This is a genomic window from Pseudomonas sp. SLFW (genome assembly GCF_009905615.1).
GTDB classification, from domain to species: domain Bacteria; phylum Pseudomonadota; class Gammaproteobacteria; order Pseudomonadales; family Pseudomonadaceae; genus Aquipseudomonas; species Aquipseudomonas bambusae.
In genome coordinates, this window is sequence record NZ_JAAAKW010000027.1 from 25,033 (window position 1) to 45,302 (window position 20,270).

Genomic DNA, 20,270 nt, shown 5'->3' on the forward strand with positions numbered 1-20,270 from the left:
CGTTGAATGCTGTCGATGGCAATCATCTTCGGGCAGGGCGTAGGATAGGAAAAGTTGAATTTTATGACGCTGATCGTCAGCTTTTCTGAAGGAAAAATGCGCCATGCGCGAAATCAGTCTCGACCGTTTGCGCACGCTAGTGGCGATTGCCGATCACGGCTCGTTTGCCGAAGCGGCGCGGGTGTTGAACCTGGCCCCGCCGACGGTCAGCCTGCACATCGCCGATCTGGAAGCGCGGGTGGGCGGCGCATTGCTGTCGCGCACCCGAGGCAAGGTGCAGCCGTCGGCCATCGGTGAAACCCTGATCGAGCGCTCCCGGCGTCTGCTGGCCGATGCCGAACAGGCGCTTGAAGACGTGGAACGTCAGGTATTGGGGCTGGCGGGCCGCGTACGACTGGGGGCGTCCACCGGGGTGATCGCGCAGTTGATCCCTCAGGCGCTGGAAACACTCGGCCAGCGCCATGGCGGTATCGATGTGCAAGTCGCCGTGCTGACGTCGCAGCAGACCCTGCAAAAACTCGTCGATGGCAGCCTCGACATCGGCGTGATCGCCTTACCGCAACCGCCCGTCAAAGGCCTGCGCATCACGCCGTGGCGGCGGGACCCGGTGATGGCGTTTTTGCCCGCGCGATGGGACAGTCCCGAGGTGATCACGCCGTCGTGGCTGGCCGGGCAGGCGCTGATTCTCAACGACCCCTCGACCCGGCTTTCGCGTCAGGTGGGGGAGTGGTTCGCCAATGAAGGACCGCAGCCGACGCCGCGCATCCAGCTCAATTACAACGACGCGATCAAGAGCCTGGTGGCGGCAGGTTACGGCGCGACGTTGCTGCCCCACGAAGCGTCCACGCCGTTGCCGGACAGTCGCGTTGTCATGCGCCCGTTGCAACCGCCGTTGTCGCGGGAATTAGGGATCGCGCACCGGGCCGGGGAGGTCGAGCGTTCGACCGGGCATGTGCTGGAGGTGTTGTGGGGGTTGCAGGCGTGGTAGCGGTGCTGCGGGAGGGTGTGTCGGCGACGATGCCTGAACAGGTCATCGCCACCGCCTGGTGCTGTTACGCATAGAGACGCGCGTCAGCGGGTGTTAGCGTGGGTGGCATTCGCCGTCGTTCCACGCGGCCTTGTCCAGAGGGGTCAGCCCCGGAATCACGAACGCGCTGCAGGCGAACTTGCGGCCGCGCGCGGTGGTGGCGTCGTAAGTCAGTTTTTGTCCGCCGAGGGCGTTCTGCTTGGCGTACTGAATGTTGGTGACGGTGATTTCATCCGAGGACGCCAGACCCAGGGTCTTGGCCGTGGCCGTTTGCACTTCGGTCATGTTGACCTGCGCAGAACCGCACGCCGACAACAGCACACTCATCCCCGCGATCATCACGGCGCGCAATTTCCATGTAGTCATTTTCACTCTCCATCCCAAATAAAGTTCAGGCACGGGCGCACCTGAAATATCTACCGTGTTGTTCTTGATTTTGTTGAAAACCGACAGGGTTCAGCGCTCCGGCAGCTGTCGAGGCAGAGACGATAGGGGCATTGAGAGGGCTTCGCAACATTGAAGGGATCCAATAGCGTGACGCTGTTCTCATTTCTGAAACGGCTACTAGCACGTTGCCAGTAATTGTGATCGTTCGGATCGGCGCTGCTGAACCTCTGCTGACAGGCCGATTCGTGGAGCAGCAAAGCGTCTGAAACGCTGCTTTAATGAGCGCTCATTGCAGCGCCGTCGCGCCGGTGGGTTCAGGTTCGGTGGCTATTCGACCATTGCTGAGGAAGTGCACAGATGACCCGTCTCACTGCCAAGGATTTCGCCCCCGAGTTGCTGGAGCTGTATGACTTCTACGTCCACGGCAAAATCAATCGCCGTGAGTTTCTCGACCGCGCGGCGGTCTTCACGCTGGGCGGCCTGACCGCCACGTCCATCCTTGCTTCGTTGACCCCCCATTACGCGCTCGCCGAGCAGGTGGCGTTCACCGACCCCGACATCGTGGCCGAGTACATCACCTATCCGTCGCCCAAGGGCAATGGCCAGGTGCGGGCCTATCTGGTACGACCGGCGAAGGCGTCGGCCAAGGTGCCAGCGGTGTTGGTGGTGCATGAAAACCGAGGCTTGAACCCGTATATCGAGGATGTGGCGCGGCGGGTCGCGAAGGCGGGTTTCGTAGCGCTGGCACCGGACGGGTTGTCGTCGGTGGGTGGCTATCCCGGCAACGATGACATGGGCCGCGACCTGCAATTGAAGGTCGATCCGGAAAAGCTGATGAATGATTTCTTCGCGGGGATCGAGTGGTTGATGGGGCATCACGCGACGACGGGCAAGGTGGGGATCACCGGGTTCTGTTACGGCGGTGGGGTGGCGAACGCGGCGGCGGTGGCGTATCCGGAGTTGTCGGCGGCAGTGCCGTTTTACGGGCGGCAGCCGAAGGCGGAGGAGGTGAGTCGGATCAAGGCGCCGCTGTTGTTGCATTACGCGGAGTTGGATAAGCCGATTACGGATGGCTGGCCGGCGTATGAGCAGGCGTTGAAGGCGGCGGGGAAGACGTATGAGGCCCACATTTACAAGGGTGCGAATCATGGCTTTCACAATGATTCGACGCCTCGGTATGACGAGGCGGCGGCGAAGCTGGCGTGGGATCGGACGGTGGCGTGGTTTAACAAGTATTTGGTGTAACGGGATCTGGATCTGGATCTGGATCTGGTGAATATCCATTCGCGGTGGTGTTGCTGATATCGGTTCCGCTCTTACAGCGGGTCACTTTTGTAAGAGCGACAAAAGTAACCAAAAACGCCTGCTCCTGGTTTGGCCCTGACTTCGTCAGGGTTCCCTCACTCCGGCGACGCTCCGTGGGCCCGCGCCGAACGGACATCCATGTCCTTGCGGCGCTCTCGCGGCATCCATGCCGCTCGGCCCACTCCGCGCCGCCTGCGTTCGGCCTGCACCCAAGTCGCGTTCTGCGGCGTCTGATCCATCGTGTGAGAAAAGCTTTGCTGGCTGGAGCTAACGCTCTTCGCGGGTGCGCAGGTTTTTCTGACACACCTCGATTCGCCTGTGGGAGCGAATTCATTCGCGAATGGCCGGTACAGCCGCCACATCTCCGCCGCCAGATCCATTTTTCTTCGGAATGCCGCCCACAATGAGGGCTGCCGTGTGGCCTGCGACCGAGGGGGTTCTGACTGATATGTTCTTCAAACTTCCGCTCATCACAAAACAACACTTCCACGGCTGTTCCGTGTATCCTGCGCAACGTGTCGCCAAGTGCTCTGGAAACCATGTATACAATTTCTATGTCACTTCCGTGGCGTCAACAATTTGAAACTTGCCGGAGCCGGTCGTCTGTCTTTGGATCCCTGTTCGGTAATCACTGCTACATTGAACTGTAACTAACAGGCAGTACGGGACGCGTCGCCCGCGACACTGTTAATGTCCAATAAGTTCAACGCTTTACATTCAAGTGTGGACTGGCGCACACTCTTCTCTGTCCTGAAGCCCCCGTTGTACGGGTGATGGCGCAATGCCAAACCTTTCATTGACCCTCCTTTTCGATAAAAGTTTAATCGTTGCGTAAGTTGTTAAAAGCGTTATAAAACCTTTTGCAATGTGTTTTTTATCTGCTAATAATCTGTCCTGTTTCGGGCACTAAGGACTGCTCCAGTTTCACAGTGAAGTGAACATCGAATTGAATTTCCGATTACCGCCGTCCGACCATTACTAAAACTTTCGAGCGACTTGAGCACTTTCGCTGCAAGTACGCTGCCGTGCGGCGCATGCAAATGCGCGGGAGGAATACGAATGGCTCGAGCTCACCCCAAACTCAAAGTGCTGTCGATTTTTGGCACACGCCCGGAGGCCATCAAGATGGCCCCGCTGGTCAAGGCGCTGGCTGCCGAACCTGGCATCGATTCGCAGATCTGCATCACCGGCCAGCATCAAAGCATGCTGCAGCAGGTGCTGGACATGTTCGAGCTCAAGGCCGATTACACCCTCGACGTGATGACGCCAGGGCAGACGCTGAACACCCTGACCGCCGCGCTATACGCGGCCATTGACCCGGTCCTCGACGCCGCCCGGCCTGACAAGGTGCTGGTGCATGGTGATACCACCTCGGCGATGGTTGCGGCGATGTCGGCGTTTCACCGGCGGATTCCGGTGGCGCACATTGAAGCGGGTCTGCGCACCGGTGATATTCATCAGCCGTGGCCGGAAGAGATGAACCGCCGCAGCATCGATCTGATTTCCGATCACCTGTTTACCCCCACGGCCCAGTCTCGCCGTAACGTGTTGGGCGAGCGGTTGCAGGGCACGTCGTTCGTCACGGGCAACACCGTGATCGACGCGCTGAAAATGACTGCCGAACGCATCGACAGCAACCGGCAGTTGCGCGTCGCCCTCGACCGTCAATTCAGCTTTCTCGACGCCAGTCGCAAGTTGCTGTTGGTGACCGGGCATCGTCGCGAGAACTTCGGTGACGGCTTCCTTGATATCTGCAAGGCGCTGCGCACGCTGGCCAGCCGCAACGATATTCAGATCGTCTACCCGGTGCATCTGAACCCGAACGTGTTAGGGCCGGTGACCGATCATCTGGGCGATCTGCCCAATGTGCACCTGATCAAACCGCTGGACTACCTGTCCTTTGTGCGCCTGATGCAGCTGGCCCATGTGGTGCTGACCGACTCTGGCGGCGTGCAGGAAGAAGCGCCGTCCCTAGGCAAGCCCGTGTTGGTGATGCGCGACGTGACCGAACGCCCGGAAGCCGTGGCCGCCGGTACAGTGCGGCTGGTGGGCACTGACCCCGACACCATCGTGCGTGGCGTGTGCGCGCTGTATGACGATGAACACCTGTGGCGCATGGCGTCGCAATCGGCCAACCCCTATGGCGATGGCAAGGCGTGCTCGCGCATCGTCGATGCGCTGATGGGCCGGCCGGTGGACGAATTCGTGGTGGAGACGCCCGCCCGGCGATCCGAATCCGTCGAGGCGCAGCGCCCGCAGCCTCATCTGCGTTCGGTGTCCAGTCTGCATTAGCGACAGCGTCAGTCGCCTGCTGAACGCCCGCCTTGGCGTTCGGTTTCCGGCGTAGAACGCCCCAAAAGAAAAAACCGTGCCGCGAGCCCCGCGACCCTGTCACGGCTGACACTGTCAGCCGCGGCTTCCGTTCGCCGGTCTCCCGTGTTTCGTCCGATTTTTGACCGAGATCTGCCTGAATGAAGTCTTCCGTTACCGTTCACTCGGGGGCGCTCAGTGCCCTTGCCTGCAGCATGAGCCTGCTGGCCGTCGCGCCTGCCTTCGCCGCCGAGAGCCCGTTGAGCCAGGCCATCAGCCGTCTGGCGGCTGATACCCGTCAGCAGCGGGTCATTGACCTGAAGGACTTGGGCATCGACCGCCCGATCATCCTCAACGCCACGGACGCTCGTCGGGAGCTGTACCTCCCCGTGCCCGCCGACGTGCCGCTGACCGACGCCACGCTGCATTTCGACGCGAGCTACCTGAACGGCGAATCCGGGCGCAACACGCTGCTGCTGTCCCTGGACGGTTACCCGGTGCGGGCCCTCGGGCTGAACGAAGGGGAGGGCGACGCCAGCGCCACGATCGGGGTCGACAAGTCACCCCGGGACAGCGGCTCGGTGCGTCTGGGCGTGGCGTGGTCGTCGATCATTTCCCGCGTGCAATGCGAAGACGAGCGCGCCATCGGCAACGTGCTGCGCATCGATCCCCACAGCCGTTTGAGCTACAGCTTCGACGCCAGCCAGTTGCAAGACGTCGGCGCCGCGTGGAATGCGCTGCCGGGCAAACCGGGGATTCTGGTTGCGCCGGGTGCGTTGTCCAGTGCCAGCTACGACGCCGCCTGGCGTCTCGGCGTGGCGCTGGAACGCATCGGCAAGCAGGCGCGCATCGTGTCGTTTCCTTCGGTCAAGGACAGCATCGACCTGGGCGACCTGAACATTCCCACCGAACTCAAACAGATCCCGGCCTTCGCCAGCCTCGACGGCAAGGGCCTGCACACCCTCGACGACCCGGCGCAGATCGGCGCGCTGTTGGTGTTGGGCCAGACCCCGGCGCTCAATGCCGACCTGGCCATCAACGACCCTCAGTTGCTCAAGGCGGTGACCGAATCGCTGGACGCCTTGCAGGCGCAGATTCAACGCCTCGACGCTTCGGCGGGCAGCGCCTTTACGCAATGGCGCGACCGTCACGTCAACGGCGCGCTGGCCTCGGGCACCGACAACGTGCGTCTGGCCATGCTCGGCGCGCACCCGCTGCTGCTGATCAATCAGGACGCCGCTGGAAAAGCCATCGGCCTGTTCAGCGCCGCCTGGAACAAACTCGCCCGCACTCGCCAATTGACCGTCGGCGAAGAAGCCAACATGCCGCTGAGCGAAGACGGTCGCGTGGCGCTGAGCCGACTGGGCGGCAAGCCCGGCAGCGTCGATGTGCTGGCCAAGACCGACTGGAGCGCGAGCTTTCCGCTGGGCAGCGTGGCCTACGACGGGCGCGTGCCGGTCAGTGCGGCGGTGGACGTGTCCGCTGCCCCCGGCGCTTCCGGCACGCCACCGATTGCCAGCCTGTTCCTCAACGACTATTTGATCGGCGCCAAACAGCTCGATGCGGATGGCCAGAAAGAACGCATCGAAGCACGCATTCCGCGTTATGCCTTGGGTTCGCAGAACATTCTGCGCGTGTCGTTCCAGCGTCAGCCGGTCAGCGACCTGTGCCGTGAAACGCCGCAAGCGTTCCCGGTTGCGGTCCTGCCGAGCAGCCACATCACCCTGGACAAGGCGCCGCTGGACAGCGACTTCTCCGGCATGGCCGCGCGCTTCGCGGCGGGTGCTCAAGTCGTGGTCCCGCAAAGCTACCTCGACCGCCCGGCGGCCAGCCTGCCGCAGGTGATCCGCATCGCCAGCGCCAGCGGTGTGTCGCCGTTGCGTGCCGGCTTCGAGGTCAGCGGCGACGCCAAGGCCGCGCTGTCGCCGGACAAATCGTTCCTCGCTTTCGAGGTGCCGGTCAAAGACAGCACGGAGTCGGTGCAGGTCAACGGCGAAGGCCACCTGCTGATCAACCAGAAGGAACAAACCCTGCTGGACCTGAAAACCCTCAATCACCTGGCCGCCCTGCAAGTGGTCGATTCCGGCAGTCAGCACGGCATGATCTACCGCACCCTCGGCGGACAGGCGCCTAACTTCGCTCGCCCGGTCCTCCTGGAGCGCGGCAACGTCACGGTGCTGGGTGACAACGGCCCGCTGACCACCTTCGACGCGAAGGACCCGACCGGCAGCCAGATGATCGACGACGAAGAACCGAAAGGCTTCGACGCCTGGCGTAAACCGTCGGCCTTGTGGCTGATTCCTGCGGCCGTGATCGCCTTCCTTCTGTTGTTGCTGGCCGGCCACCGCGCCCGTCGCAATCGCCAGTAAACGGGAGCCGCGATGACCTCGCTTTATTGGCCCTACTGGCTGGCCCATTACTACAGCGCGCTGGAAGTCGCGACCATCGTGGTCGCGGCGATCATCCTGATTTCCAGTCTGGACGATCTGTTCATCGACCTGTGGTACTGGGCGCGGCGCGTTTACCGCAAGTTCACGGCCGAGCGGCGCTACCGTCCGTTGACCCCTGAACAGTTGATCGCCCGCGACGAGCAGCCGCTGGCGATCATGGTCCCCGCGTGGCTGGAATACGACGTCATCGCGCCGATGATCGAGAACATGGTCTCGACGCTGGACTACCAGAACTACGTGGTCTTCGTCGGCACCTACGTCAACGATCAGCGCACCATCGACGAAGTCGAGCGCATGCGCCGTCGCTACAAACAGCTGCACCGGGTGGAAGTGCCCCACGCGGGTCCGACCTGCAAGGCGGACTGTCTGAACTGGGTGATTCAGGCGATCTTTCTTTACGAAAAGACCCACGGCGTGAACTTTGCCGGGGTGGTGTTGCACGACAGCGAAGACGTGCTGCACCCGCTGGAAATGCGCCTGTTCAATTACCTGTTGCCGCGCAAGGACATGATCCAATTGCCGGTGGTGTCGCTGGAGCGCAACTGGTACGAGTGGGTCGCGGGCACCTACATGGACGAGTTCGCCGAGTGGCACGGCAAGGACCTCGTGGTGCGCGAAAGTATGACCGACAGCGTGCCCTCGGCGGGCGTCGGCACCTGTTTCTCGCGCCGCGCCCTGCAAGTGCTGGCGGACGAAAACACCAACCAGCCGTTCAACACCGACAGCCTCACCGAAGACTACGACGTGGGGGCGCGACTGGCCCGTTACGGCATGAGCGCAATCTTCGTGCGCTTCCCGGTGCAGTACCGGGTGCTGCGCAAATCGTGGTTCCGTGAACCGTACGAATCGACGCTGGAAATGCCGCTCTGCGTGCGGGAGTTCTTCCCCGACACCTTCCGCACCGCGTTCCGGCAGAAAGCCCGCTGGACATTGGGGATCGGCCTGCAAGGCTGGGAACAGATGGGCTGGAGCGGCTCGTTGGCCAACCGCTATCTGCTGTTTCGCGACCGCAAAGGCATCGTCACGTCGTTCGTCAGCATCATCGCTTACCTGATCCTCGCGCAATTGCTGGCGCTGATCGTGCTGCGCGCCAGCGGGCTGTGGAACACCAGCTTCCCGACGCCGTTCGAGACCAACGGTTTCGTCGGTTTCCTGCTGGCAGCCAACGGCATTGCGCTGCTGTGGCGCATGGCGCACCGCTGTTACTTCACCACCATCATTTACGGCTGGCAGCACGGCCTGCTGTCGATGCCGCGCATGGTGGTGGGCAACTTCGTCAACTTCATGGCCGCCGCCCGGGCCTGGCGTCTGTTTTTGGTGGGCAAGGTGCTCAATCGTAAACTGGTCTGGGACAAGACCATGCACGATTTCCCCTCCACCGATTTGGTCGCCCGTGCGCCGCGCAAACTCGGCAGCGTGTTGCTGTCGTGGCAGGCGATCAACGACGAAAACCTGCAAAGCGCGCTGGACGAACAACAGACCCGGCAAATGCCGCTGGGCCGCATTCTGCTCAGCCACGGCTGGCTCGACGACGAAACCCTCGCCGAAGCCATCGCTTTCCAGAACGACCTGCCACGGGTGTTTGACCTCGCGGCCAAAGTGCAACCGCAGTCGGCGCTGGCGGATGAGTTCTGCCTGCGCTGGCGCGTTGTGCCTTTGGCGCTGGACATTGACGGCCGCCCTGAAGTCGCCGTGGCCAGCCCGCTGTCGGACGAAGGCGTGCAGCAGATCACCGAACAGATGGGCGCTGAACCCGTGCAGCTGATTGCCCGGGAAAGCGAGATCGTCGAGCAATTGCGCCGTCTCGACGTGGTGGCGGGTCAGCCGTTGCCATCGGCCACGCCGCTGCTGGGCGACCTGCTGATCGAGCAAGGCCTGCTGGACCGGCAGACCTTCAACCGCGCCATGTTGCAGTACCGCCCTCACGTGCATGGCCGCATCGGCGATTACCTCGTCGACACCGGCGTGCTGTCGCGGGAAACCATCGAGCAGGCCGTGGCCCGGCAACACCGCCATTCCTCACCGGACGCCTCAACGGAGCAGCCCTCATGAGACTTCGACTTTTTCTGGGCCTGAGCGTCCTGCCTGCGCTGTGCCACGCCGAGTTCAACTCGACCACGCAACCGCAGATCCTGCCGCTGGCCCTGACCGGCCCGGCATTCGAGATCGCCAATCAGGCCTACGCCGCCTACAACGACAAGGATTACGACCTGGCCATCGCCAAGGCCCAGGAAGCCTTGCGTCAGCGCGCCGATGTTGACCGCTTGCGCAAACTGATTCTGCTGGCGGAGCGGGACAAGGATCGTCGCGATCACCCCGAGCGTTACCCCGGCAACAAGAAGGGCTTTCAGAACGGCGACCGCTCGTTGCGGGCCTACGCCAACGGCGATTACAACCGGGCAGCAGATTTCGCCCGAAAAGCCATCGCCGAGTCGCCGAAGAACCCGGACTACCGGATGATGCTGATCGAAGCCCTGCAACGTCAGCAAAACCTGGACGGGGCCGAAGCCGCCATCAACGACGCCGTGGCCGTGCTGGGGGACTCGCCGCAACTGACCCGTCGTCGAGAGGCGCTGCACGAACAACGGGCAGTCAACATCGCCGCAGCGGGGTACGCCTCGCTGGCCCGTGGCGACAACGATGCCGCCGTCAGCTACGCCCGCGACGTGGTGCGCCAGTACCCGCAGGAAATCGCCTACCGACGCCTGCTGGTCAGCGCGTTGATCGCTCAGGAGCAATACGCGGCAGCCCGTTCAGCCGCCACCGAAGCACTGGCCCTCAAAGGCAACGACGCGCCGCTGCTGGCCCAGCGCGGGCAGATGCGCATGCGTTTGGGGGACAAGCGCGGCGCGCAGCAGGATTTCAGCCAGGCGCTGGCCGTCGGCACCTTGCCGTTGCGTGATCAGGCGTCGCTGTATGCGGCGCTGGGTCAACCGAAAGAGGCCTTGGCGCGCATGCAACAGGCGCGGGCCAAGGGCGAGCTGAAGCGTGGCGACGAAGTGCAGATTGCCTACTTTCTGAGTCAGGCGGGGGATGATCGCGGCGCGCTGGCGGAATTCAAACGCGTGGACCGCACCAAGGGCCTGAGCCCCAAGGAAACCCAGGACGCCGCTTACAGCGCCATGCGTGCACCGGACGACGTGCAAGCCATCGCCTATTTCAAGCGTGTGCTGGATTATCAGGAGACCGGCGATCTGCAGATGCCGGATCAACAGGTGTTCGACACCCGGCGCGCGGTGTCCGACCTGTCTCGCGTCTGGGGCGTGACCAACACCACGACCTATCGCGGCGCCAGCACCTCCAATGGTTTGAGCGGCGCACCGAGCAGCAGCAACGACAGTGTGCAGAACAGCACCGAAATTTTCTGGCGTCCTGAAGGCTATCGCGATGCGCGCTTCGTCGAGCTGTACGGTCGCGTGACCGACACGTTGTGGAACAAGGAAAGCGGAAACGATAAGGGCCTGGATGCCTTGCAAGGCGCGGTCGGGATTCGCGTCAAACCGTTCACCGAATACAACGTGATGGCCGCGTTCGAACGCACCTTCCCGTTGGCGGGCAGCAATGTCAGCGGCGACTGGCTGGTGCGTCTGGGCTACGGTTCGAGCATCGGCACGGACCTGCGAGTCGATGTGCCGAGCTGGTGGACCTCGCAGTTCTACGCCGAAGGCGGACGCTACCTGCGGGACAAGCGCAATTACTTCAACAGTGAGTGGCAACTGGGGCGCAGCATTCGCCTGGACCGGGTCAGCCCGCGTCTGGTGATCTTCCCGCACGTCGTCCTTGCGGCGGATTACGACTCGAAAATGCACAGTTCGGTTGATGCCCTCGGCCGCAACAAAACGTCTTCCGACAACGCGGGGGGCGCGGGTGTCGGTATCGGGGTGCGCTACTGGTTCCGCGAAACCAAACACAAGGCGCCGCAGTCTTACATCGACTTCTCCGTGCAGTACCGGGAGAAGATTTTCGGGGATGACAGCGCGCAAGGCGTCTTTGCCCGCATGACCTATTCGTGGTGACGTTTTGTAAGGATCTGCCATGTCACGCCTGCTGAAGACTTCCCTCGCCGCGCTGTTGATCGGCGTGCTGGGCGTGGCCATCGATGCGCTCTACGAACTGGGGCAAGACATGCGCCCCAACATCGTGGGCATCGTCTGGCAGCCGGACAACGCCACGGTAGGGATTCAGGGTGACTGGCAAAAACTCGGCGTGCGCGAATTACTGGTGCAGTGGACGGCAGTGGACGGGCAGGCGTTCGTGCTCGGTTCCGGCCTGCCTGAAGTGCCGGTGTTGCCGGACTGGGCGCGCATCGGCAAGGAGCCCTGGGCGCAGGACGCGATCGTCGGGTTGGCCGGGTTCTTCAGCGAAAACCGTTCGCGGGACAACATTGAGGAGCTGGCGACATTGTCCGAACGGCTGGCCAAGGTGAAGACGCCGCTGAACGTGACGGGCTGGTATTTTCCGGCGGAAGTCGACCCCAGCTGGAGCCGCGCCAAGGAACTGCCCGCGCTGCTGGCCCGTTTGCCGAGGCCGTTATGGATCAGCGTCTACGACGGCGCCAACATCGGACCCAAGGCGACGGCTGACTGGCTCAAGACCTGGCTGCCGGACGACATCGGTGTCTTCTTTCAAGATGGCGTCGGCGTTTACGCCCGCACTGCGCCCGTGGCCCGAACCTATGCCGACGCCTTGCGCCAAAAACTCGGGAAACAGCGGGTGAAAATCATCGTCGAAGCCTTCCGCCCGCAAGTGGGCGGAGGGTTCCGACCGGCGACCGTCGATGAACTCAGGCCGCAACTCGCTGCGTACCGGGGCTACCCGCTCTACCTGTTCGACGGCCCGCATTACGTCCCTCCGGACGTGGTGAAGGGGTTGGCGAGGTAAGCGGGCGTTTTGTCGGAGGCACCGCGTATTCAGGGTTTGCTGCCGCTTCGGTCGGGCGCGACCCCGGGCCGATCGCGAGCGGGCTGGCTCCCACGCCTTCGGCAAAAGCGGATTGAGGCACGGCTCACGCTTTTGATTCTGGCCGGAGGCCGTAGGAGCAAGCTTGCTCGCGATCTGTCGCGAAGCGGCAGCAAAATCAGACTCCCTCGGCTTCGCCAGACACACCGCATGCGTTGATTCCACTGCCGGTGCGGCAGATCGCAGGCAAGGTGGAGCGCCACCCCGGCAGCTCCTACGGCCTTCGGCCAGAATCAGAATCGCTGTGACATTTCACACCCACCGCAATCCCATCAACGCGGATTACGCCGCTCTTCCACCTCAGCCAACACCGCCAGGTCCATTTCACCCTGACCGTGATCCACTGCGTCCTGCAAATTGGCGCGGACCCGCTCGGCGGTCGGCATCTCAACCGACACCTGCTGAGCCGCCGCCAACACCAGATCGACATCCTTCAGCCCCAACACCGCCTTGAACGCTGCCGGCTCATATCGACGCTCACCGATCAACCCGCCATACCCCGCATACACCGGGCCGGGGAAGATGGTGTTGGAAATCAGGTCGACGAAGTCCTTCGACGCCAGACCATGCCGTGTCACCAGCACCGCCGCTTCGCTGACTGCCTGCACTGCCGAAACAATCATGAAGTTGGCCGCCAGTTTCATCGCGTTCGCCGCCGAGGCTTTCTCCCCAAGCGGCCAGGTTTTACGACCGATCAAATCGAACAGCGGCTGAACCTTGGCAATCGCCTGTTCAGGCCCTGCGGCCAGGATATTGAGTTGCGCCGCCGCTGCCACGTTTGGCCGACCCAACACCGGCGCCGCAATGTAATCCACACCCTGAGCCTTGTGCAGTGCAGCCAGCTCATCGGCGAATTCCACCGAAATGGTCGCCATGTTGACGTGGATCAGCGGCCCTTTGAGCTGTTGCAGCAGCCCTGAATCCAGCAACACCGACCGCAACGCCTTGTCGTCGGCGAAGATGCTGAACGCCACGTCGACGGCGAACGCCTGCGCCGGTTCTGTCGCGGCTTTGGCGCCCAGCGCCACCAACGGCTCAGTGGCCTTCGGCGAGCGGTTCCAGACCACCAATTCGTGGCCACCCTTCAACAGATTGGCCGCGATGGCCTGACCCATGTTGCCCAGTCCCAAGAAACCGATTTTCATCCGAAGTGCCTCCAGAAAGTGATGCCCGCAGGCCACGCACTCTAGCACCTCGACCGGTCAACGCACGCGATCAGCCCTGCAACGTCGCGGTGATCCGCCGCAGCATCGCGTCGCACGCCGCCAGTTGCGCCACGCTGACGAACTCGTCCGGCTTATGCCCCTGATCCATGCTGCCCGGCCCGCACACGACGGTGGGGATGCCGATGGCGTCGAACAACCCGCCCTCGGTGCCGAACGCCACCGTGGTGAACGCGTCCGAACCGCAGAATTGCGCGATCAACTGCGCGGCCTGACCCTTCGCGTCTGTCGCCAGACCGGGGTACGCCGACAGCTCGGTGAACCGAATGTCGCTGTCCGGATGCACCGCCTGCATGCGCGGCAGCACCTGATCCTTGGCGTAGTCCTGCAACTGCTGCGCGACGTCGAGCGGGTCATGGGCGGGCAGGGCGCGCACTTCGAAATCGAAGCGGCAATCGGCGGGCACGATGTTCAACGCCTTGCCGCCGCTGATCACGCCCGTCTGCACCGTGGTGAACGGCGGATCGAAGCGTCCGTCGTGCAGTTCTGGAGCGCGCAACGTCGAGCCGATGCGGCCCAATTCGCCGATCAGTTCGGCGGCGTATTCGATGGCGTTCACGCCCTGAGGTGCGTAAGCCGAGTGACAGGCCGCGCCGTGCACGTCGCAGCGCATGGCCAGTTTGCCTTTGTGGCCCAACACCGGCTTGAGTTCGGTGGGTTCGCCGATGATGCACAGCAGCGGCTTGACTGGGCGTTGCTCCAGCTCCTCCAGCAACGAACGCACGCCGAGACAGCCGACTTCTTCGTCATAGGACAGCGCGATGTGCACCGGCATTTTCAGCGGCGCGGCCAGCAAACCGGGCACGGCCGCCAGCACGCAAGCGATGTAGCCTTTCATGTCCGCCGTGCCGCGCCCGAACAGCTTGCCGTCATGCTCGCTGAGTTCGAACGGCGCCACGGTCCACGGCTGGCCGTCCACCGGCACCACGTCGGTGTGCCCCGACAGCACAATACCGGGCAGGTCCGCAGGGCCAATCGTCGCGAACAGATTGGCCTTGCTGCGCGACGCGTTGTAAATCAGCTCGCAGGGCACGTCGAACCCGGCCAGATAGTCCCGCACGAACTCGATCAAATGCAGGTTCGATTCGCGGCTGGTGGTGTCGAACCCCACCAGCGCGGCCAACAGGTCCCGGCTGTTCATGCTGTGCACCCTCGGTTCATTGACGCATCATTCATCGCCCGGCACACCATAACGGGGGGCCTTGGTCGGGTCGAGGGCGCGGGCCAGGTAATCCTGCATCTGCGGGCGGTAATCGCTCCACAGGTTTGCCAGTGTGCCGATGGGGTCTTCCTCTGCCCAATCGACGCGCAGATCGACGATGGGCCAGCTGTGATCACCGACCACCACCAGCGCCGCCGAATGCACCGGACCGGCTTCACCCCCGGCTGCAACGGCCGCTTGCATTGCGGCGATCAGCCGGTCGGCGAGCAGGCCGTCATGGGTTTCAAAAGCGTGAACCAGCGCTTCGATCACCGCTCGGTCCGCGAGCATATTGCCCGCGCCGACGCACTGTTCCCCCGATAACGCATGGTGCGTGCCGAGGGTTTCGCTGCCGCTGAAATGCGCGGTTCGACCGAGGTGGTCGATGGCCGTGAGCTGACGAAACTGGCGGTAATCATCAAGGCTCAGCGCCTGCGCCACGGCCTGCTCAGAGGACAGGCCATTTTCCATCTGATCGAGTGTGAGCGCGCCAAGGGCCGGGAGGGTGATGTTCTGGGTCGACACGGCGCCCACGCCGGGTCGCAGCCACGGACAACGGGCGCCCACGGCAATGCTCGACGAGCTGATGGCGATGCCCAATTGGCCGGTGTCGGCGCAACGGCCAACGATGGAAAACGTCATGGTGTGTTCATCCTGTTTCGTCCTGACCTGCCATTCACTGCTCCGAAGCGTGGCGGAGTGCATGGCGCATGACGGCATTCTGGAGCGGTGCCGTCGTGGACGAAACGAGGATTTTCGTGAGCGCTGGTTAGGGAAAACCGTATCAGCCTGAACGTGATGCAGGCAGACGAGGCTCTTCGGTGCGCCCCGTCCGCCACACGCAAGGTCGCCAGTCCGAATCGTCGGCTTCGCCCGTCAACGCAAGTAGCGTCGCTCGATGTCGCGCATGCGTTCATCACCTTGCAACATGATGATCTCTTTCACGGAGGGAAGATGCGGGTCCACGTGCTGGATACCGCGGTCTTTGATGATTTGCGCGAACGTTGTGCGCATCGCACCCACGGCCGCTCTGATCGCGTGATTGCCGTAAATAACGATCCCGACCTTGCCCAAGGCTTCGATGTCTTTCTCGGTCAGTTGAGGGTACGCGGTGGGCACGAGCACCAGCGGCACGGTTCCCGACCATGCCTTCACGAATTGAAGGATTTCATCGGGCGTCGGCTGCTTGGAGTGAATGAGGATGGCATCGGCGCCCGCCGCTTCGTATGCCAAGGCTCGGGTAATCGCTTCCTCTTGTCCCAGCCCTGCGATCAAGCTTTCAGTGCGTGCAATGACGACGAAGTCCTTATCGGACTTCGCCTGCACCGCAGCGGCGATCTTGCCTTGAAACTCTTCGAGACGAACCAGTTCCTGCCGCCCATCAGCGCGCAGGCTGGTGTCTTTCGGAAATGTCTTGTCTTCCATGACCACCGCCGAGGCACCCGCCGCCTCATAAAGGGGGACGACGTAACTGACGTTGACGGCATTCCCGAAGCCTGTGTCGATGTCTGCAATGAGCGGGATGGACGTGACCGAGGCAATGGCGCGCATCATGTCGAGGTGCGTTCCGCTGGATAGAATATTCGCGTCAGGCACCGCGTAACTGGCAGACAGTTCGAAGCCACTGCCCCAAATACCGTGAAAGCCCGCTTCTTCAGCCAGGACCGCTGACAGAGGATTGTGTGCCGCCATTGCCGTGAACAACTGGCGGCTGTCGAGGGCTGCGCGAAGGCGTTGATGCTTGCTCATATAAACTCCTGAAGTGGCGTTGGAACTTGCCCTTTACAACGAGGACAGAGTCAGTGTTGACGCGACATCACTCACCGCGCTCGGGACTGAGGCGGCGGAACGATCGGTCAGCGTGAGTAAAACGGGCAGTCCTGTTTCAGAGGACGGCTTCAAACATGCGTTTTCAGAACAGTGTTGTCAGGCATCTCTCGACCATACTCAGCCCTTCGCAGACTTCTGCTGAAGGTTGTTTGTGCGTGATCTTGAAATACTTGCGGGCGGGCGGCGCGTCTTTGATCGGCTCGACGACGAACTCATCGGGCCGGATTTTCCTGACCCATTCGCCTACCGAATTCACGACAATCGACCATTGCTGCTCATCCACCAGCAAGTCAGGAATCAGACTGGCCATGTCCAGCTGTACCCGCCTGACCTGCAGGCTGCCCAACGTCCGCTCATGCCATAACTGAAAGTCCTTGCTCCAGCGCCAGAAGATTTCCTTTTCAGGATCAAGCTGAGCGACATTGACTTCCGTTGGTTCCTCACGGGAGGGTCCTGAACGGCGTAGCAGGCAAAACCCTTCTTCCGTGAACGGTGACATCAGCACATTGGACGGCACCGAAACTTCGCGTGCGAGAAAGGCAATATCCATGACTTTCGTGGACACCGACTCCACGGACTCTTCGGTATGTTCCGTGTGAATGCGAAGGGTCATGCGAGGCGCACACTGATAAAGCATTGAATACAGGGGCGGTAGCAAATACATGTTCATGCTGTTTGGCGCACTGATATTCAAATGAAGATTGAAGTTCGTGACGCCAAACCGGTCGATATCGTTCAGCACGTCCTGGAAGCGTTCGGCCAGCGGCAAAAACGCCTTTCCCGATGCCGTGACCCTGATACTGTCGACACCCTTATGGCGTTCGATCAACGTCACGCCCAGCTTCTGTTCAAGTTCTTTCAAGCGATAACTGATGGCCGACGGCGAAACATGAATACTGTCCGCCGCCGCCCTCAGACTTTGCTCTTTGACGATGGCAAGAAATGCACTCACGCCCAAGTAATACATGCCACCTCCGCACGCTGGATTAAAGCAATGATGGGCGCCGATAACGCATCCTTGCGACGTCATGACAGGGCGCATTGCAGGTCGCCGCAGCATAGCAAACGTCCTCCGGACCCGAAGGATGTGCAGGTCATACTGTCGTGCGCGAAACGGGGGTTGGCGTGTCGGTGACGGTCGGCGCGGGCGTCACATGGCGCCGATTCATCTTCAGCACCTGAATGTGCGCGAGAATGCAAAACAGCACGCAGAGCAGCGACCCGCCGAACAGCACCATTATTCCCCCATCCCAGCCCATGCGGTCGACGGCGATGCCAATCAGCGTCGTACCGGCGGTTGCGCCGATGATGTAGCTCATGAAGCCGCGAAGCCCGGTCATTGAACCCACGGCGAAGGAAGGGACGATTTCCATGCCCTGGACGCTGGCCAGAAACTGTGGGATGTAAATCAGGCAACCGATCATCGCGGTAAAAATGACCACCGATACGACGCTCGTGGCTTTCCAGTAGCCGACGATGCAGACGATGATCATCAGCGTCGAGATGATCGCCAGTGGCATGCGCTGGCCTTTGAAAAACGTGTCGGAAATCCAGCCCGCCAGCAGCGTGGACGGAATGGCGGCCCATTCGAACAGCAAGAACGCGACTGACATTTCGGCCATGGAGAAGTGTTTGTATTCCGTCAGATAAAGCGGCATCCAGGACACCATGCCGAAACGAATGACATACACGCAGGCATCCACCATCGCGGTGTACCAGGCGGATTTGTTCGGCAGCACGTACCGACGGAAGATCTGCCACGTGGACAATTCACGGCCGGGATGCGCTTCATCCCACGGCAAGGGCTTACGTGCCGTGTGAACGGAAGGATCCTCTTCAAGAGGGGTGAATCCTTCGGCGCGTGGGGAGTCCTTCCCAAGCACCAGAACCAGAGGGACAACCGCCAGGGCAAGCATGGCAGGCAACACATAGACTGCGTACTGCCAGCCGTCGACCCCGAAGAAAACGATGCCGGCGGTGATCACCGGCGCCACGATGCCTCCGCCGATGTTGTGCGAGATATTCCAGAGCGCCCCGACGCGTCCGCGCAGCCTTTTGGGAAACCAGTTCGCCATGGTGATGTAGGCCGGTGCTGCCCCGGTCCCCTGAAACAGGCCAAGTAAGGCCAGAAGGATGACGAACTCCCACAGGCCTGTGGTAAACACGAACGCGAGGTTGACCAATGCACAGCAAGCAAGGCCCACGGCAAGGTATTTCCTGGGACTGGCCTTATCGGCCAACGCACTCATGAAACCCTTGCTGAGTCCGTAGGAAATCAGCAGGACGCTGCTGAGCAAGCCGATTTGTGTGGACGTCAAACTCAGATGCTGTTTCAGATAAGGCGTCGACAGAGCAAAGTTGTTGCGGACGATGTAATAGGACATATAAGCGAGAAAGCACGAGGCCACCGCACTGATGCCATATTTCAGAAACGTTCTTCCGCCCGCTCGGTGTTGAGCATGTTCGCTGCGTTGTTTTTCTTGTAATAGAGAGATCATGTAAATGCCCCGACGTGTTATCGATGACTGTTGAGCGCTGTACGCATTACATTGATGGCCTGCGATACGCCATCCACCGGCTGCGCCCGGGTCTGATGACTGAGTTGCAAATCGGTGGAGCGCTTGAAGAACGCCAGCGTTCCCTGGGTGACACAGGGCGTGACATGCAACTCCTCCAGCGTTTCCACCACCTGTTGCACCTCGAAGTAGCGGCGTTCGCATGCATTCAAATGACTGACGATCCAGTTGCTCGCTGTCTTTTCAAACGGCGTATGCGTGACGGTGTGGACAATATCGGCCCAGAGCGCCTCATCAACCCCGGACTCGGTCGCGGCCAGCATCGTCTCGATGAGGATGGCCTCGATGCCCTTGGAAAAAACACTGCGCAACATTTTGAAGGTGGACGCCTGGCCCAGTGTCGGGCTGAAGAACCGGGTGTTCAAACCGGCACCGTTGAGGCGTTCACTGAGTTCGCTGGCCTGCGCGCCCCCCAGTAGAATCTTGGTGTCTGCGCCCGTTGCACCCAGTGCACCTAATATCGCGCCCTCCACAAAGAGGGCTGCGGACGGCTGGATGATGTTGAAGATGGCCTGTTTGATCGAAGGCGAAGTGGAATTCAAGTCGACGTAGTACTGCCCTGGCCTCAACTGCTGTGCACTTCTTTGCGCAACGTTCAGCGCGGCCTGCGTCACCACGGTCGATAAGACAATGTCACAGTGCTTAAACAACGCCTCGAACCCCATGACCGTCACTGGCGTTGAGCCTATTCGATCTTTCAGTGTTGCCAATCCGCCTTCCTGTTCGGCCAATACATCATGCACAACAACGCTGCATCCGTTTTCCGCCAGGCGTCGAGCAAAATGAGAAGCCACTTCACCGTAGCCGATAAAGCCCACATTAAGTTTCATACGTGTTCTCTTATTCAAAGTAAGACGGTGCGCCCTTCCCTAATTGCAGGGCCTTTCGTTCGCGCGAGTTTTAGCGACTTAGTTCGATGATTTATCGCTAAGTGACGGGCTAATTCAATGAACGATGTGGACGCGGGATCAAGGCTAATGTGAGGGGAGGGGGGGGTAAAGT

General features: G+C 61.5%; 15 protein-coding genes. 7 read left to right on the plus strand and 8 right to left on the minus strand.

The genetic code is table 11. The features are described 5' to 3' along the window. Positions 1 to 103 precede the first annotated feature (103 nt). Entirely contained in the window at positions 104 to 988 is an 885-nt protein-coding gene (locus tag GVN17_RS26855; RefSeq protein WP_166598319.1) for a LysR family transcriptional regulator, read from the plus strand. Between the two features lie 93 nt (positions 989 to 1,081). Here GVN17_RS26855 and GVN17_RS26860 read toward each other — a convergent pair whose 3' ends face one another. Beyond that, on the minus strand, positions 1,082 to 1,393 hold the full coding sequence (locus GVN17_RS26860; RefSeq protein ID WP_166598320.1) for a hypothetical protein: 312 nt from the start codon (positions 1,391 to 1,393) through the stop codon (positions 1,082 to 1,084). Positions 1,394 to 1,771: 378 nt separating this feature from the next. Between GVN17_RS26860 and yghX the strand changes: the two genes are divergently transcribed. The 6 genes from yghX to GVN17_RS26890 all read left to right on the plus strand — a co-directional run bounded on the left by yghX (position 1,772) and on the right by GVN17_RS26890 (position 12,360). Then, positions 1,772 to 2,659 (plus strand): YghX family hydrolase, encoded by an 888-nt coding sequence (gene yghX / locus GVN17_RS26865; protein WP_166598321.1) that lies wholly within the window; start codon positions 1,772 to 1,774, stop codon positions 2,657 to 2,659. A gap of 1,119 nt (positions 2,660 to 3,778) precedes the next feature. Continuing rightward, positions 3,779 to 5,011: a non-hydrolyzing UDP-N-acetylglucosamine 2-epimerase gene (gene wecB / locus GVN17_RS26870; RefSeq protein ID WP_166598322.1), complete on the plus strand. Its 1,233-nt coding sequence runs from the start codon at positions 3,779 to 3,781 to the stop codon at positions 5,009 to 5,011. A gap of 179 nt (positions 5,012 to 5,190) precedes the next feature. Further along, positions 5,191 to 7,398 (plus strand): cellulose biosynthesis cyclic di-GMP-binding regulatory protein BcsB, encoded by a 2,208-nt coding sequence (locus tag GVN17_RS26875; protein WP_166598323.1) that lies wholly within the window; start codon positions 5,191 to 5,193, stop codon positions 7,396 to 7,398. Positions 7,399 to 7,410: 12 nt separating this feature from the next. Continuing rightward, positions 7,411 to 9,531 (plus strand): glycosyl transferase family protein, encoded by a 2,121-nt coding sequence (locus tag GVN17_RS26880; RefSeq protein ID WP_166598324.1) that lies wholly within the window; start codon positions 7,411 to 7,413, stop codon positions 9,529 to 9,531. Beyond that, a complete protein-coding gene (locus tag GVN17_RS26885) occupies positions 9,528 to 11,495 on the plus strand; it encodes a tetratricopeptide repeat protein (RefSeq protein WP_166598325.1) in 1,968 nt (655 codons plus the stop codon). The genes GVN17_RS26880 and GVN17_RS26885 overlap by 4 nt, the downstream gene beginning before the upstream one ends. 19 nt (positions 11,496 to 11,514) lie before the next feature. Further along, a complete protein-coding gene (locus tag GVN17_RS26890) occupies positions 11,515 to 12,360 on the plus strand; it encodes a hypothetical protein (protein WP_166598326.1) in 846 nt (281 codons plus the stop codon). 350 nt (positions 12,361 to 12,710) lie between these two features. On the opposite strand, the gene GVN17_RS26895 is transcribed toward GVN17_RS26890, so the two are convergent. The 7 genes from GVN17_RS26895 to GVN17_RS26925 form a co-directional block, all read right to left on the minus strand. Continuing rightward, positions 12,711 to 13,583 (minus strand): NAD(P)-dependent oxidoreductase, encoded by an 873-nt coding sequence (locus GVN17_RS26895; RefSeq protein WP_166598327.1) that lies wholly within the window; start codon positions 13,581 to 13,583, stop codon positions 12,711 to 12,713. Between the two features lie 70 nt (positions 13,584 to 13,653). Next, positions 13,654 to 14,802: an acetylornithine deacetylase gene (argE, locus tag GVN17_RS26900; protein WP_166598328.1), complete on the minus strand. Its 1,149-nt coding sequence runs from the start codon at positions 14,800 to 14,802 to the stop codon at positions 13,654 to 13,656. A gap of 27 nt (positions 14,803 to 14,829) precedes the next feature. Then, entirely contained in the window at positions 14,830 to 15,504 is a 675-nt protein-coding gene (locus GVN17_RS26905; RefSeq protein WP_166598329.1) for a DUF1028 domain-containing protein, read from the minus strand. 234 nt (positions 15,505 to 15,738) lie between these two features. Then, on the minus strand, positions 15,739 to 16,611 hold the full coding sequence (locus GVN17_RS26910) for a phosphonopyruvate hydrolase (RefSeq protein WP_166598330.1): 873 nt from the start codon (positions 16,609 to 16,611) through the stop codon (positions 15,739 to 15,741). A 163-nt stretch (positions 16,612 to 16,774) separates the two neighbouring features. Continuing rightward, positions 16,775 to 17,659, minus strand: a complete 885-nt coding sequence (locus GVN17_RS26915) for a LysR family transcriptional regulator (protein ID WP_166598331.1) — start codon at positions 17,657 to 17,659, stop codon at positions 16,775 to 16,777. A gap of 127 nt (positions 17,660 to 17,786) precedes the next feature. Beyond that, entirely contained in the window at positions 17,787 to 19,190 is a 1,404-nt protein-coding gene (locus tag GVN17_RS26920; protein ID WP_166598332.1) for an MFS transporter, read from the minus strand. Between the two features lie 17 nt (positions 19,191 to 19,207). Further along, positions 19,208 to 20,098 carry an NAD(P)-dependent oxidoreductase gene (locus GVN17_RS26925; protein WP_166598333.1) on the minus strand — a complete coding sequence of 297 codons (891 nt, stop codon included), beginning with the start codon at positions 20,096 to 20,098 and terminating at the stop codon, positions 19,208 to 19,210. Positions 20,099 to 20,270: the final 172 nt, after the last annotated feature.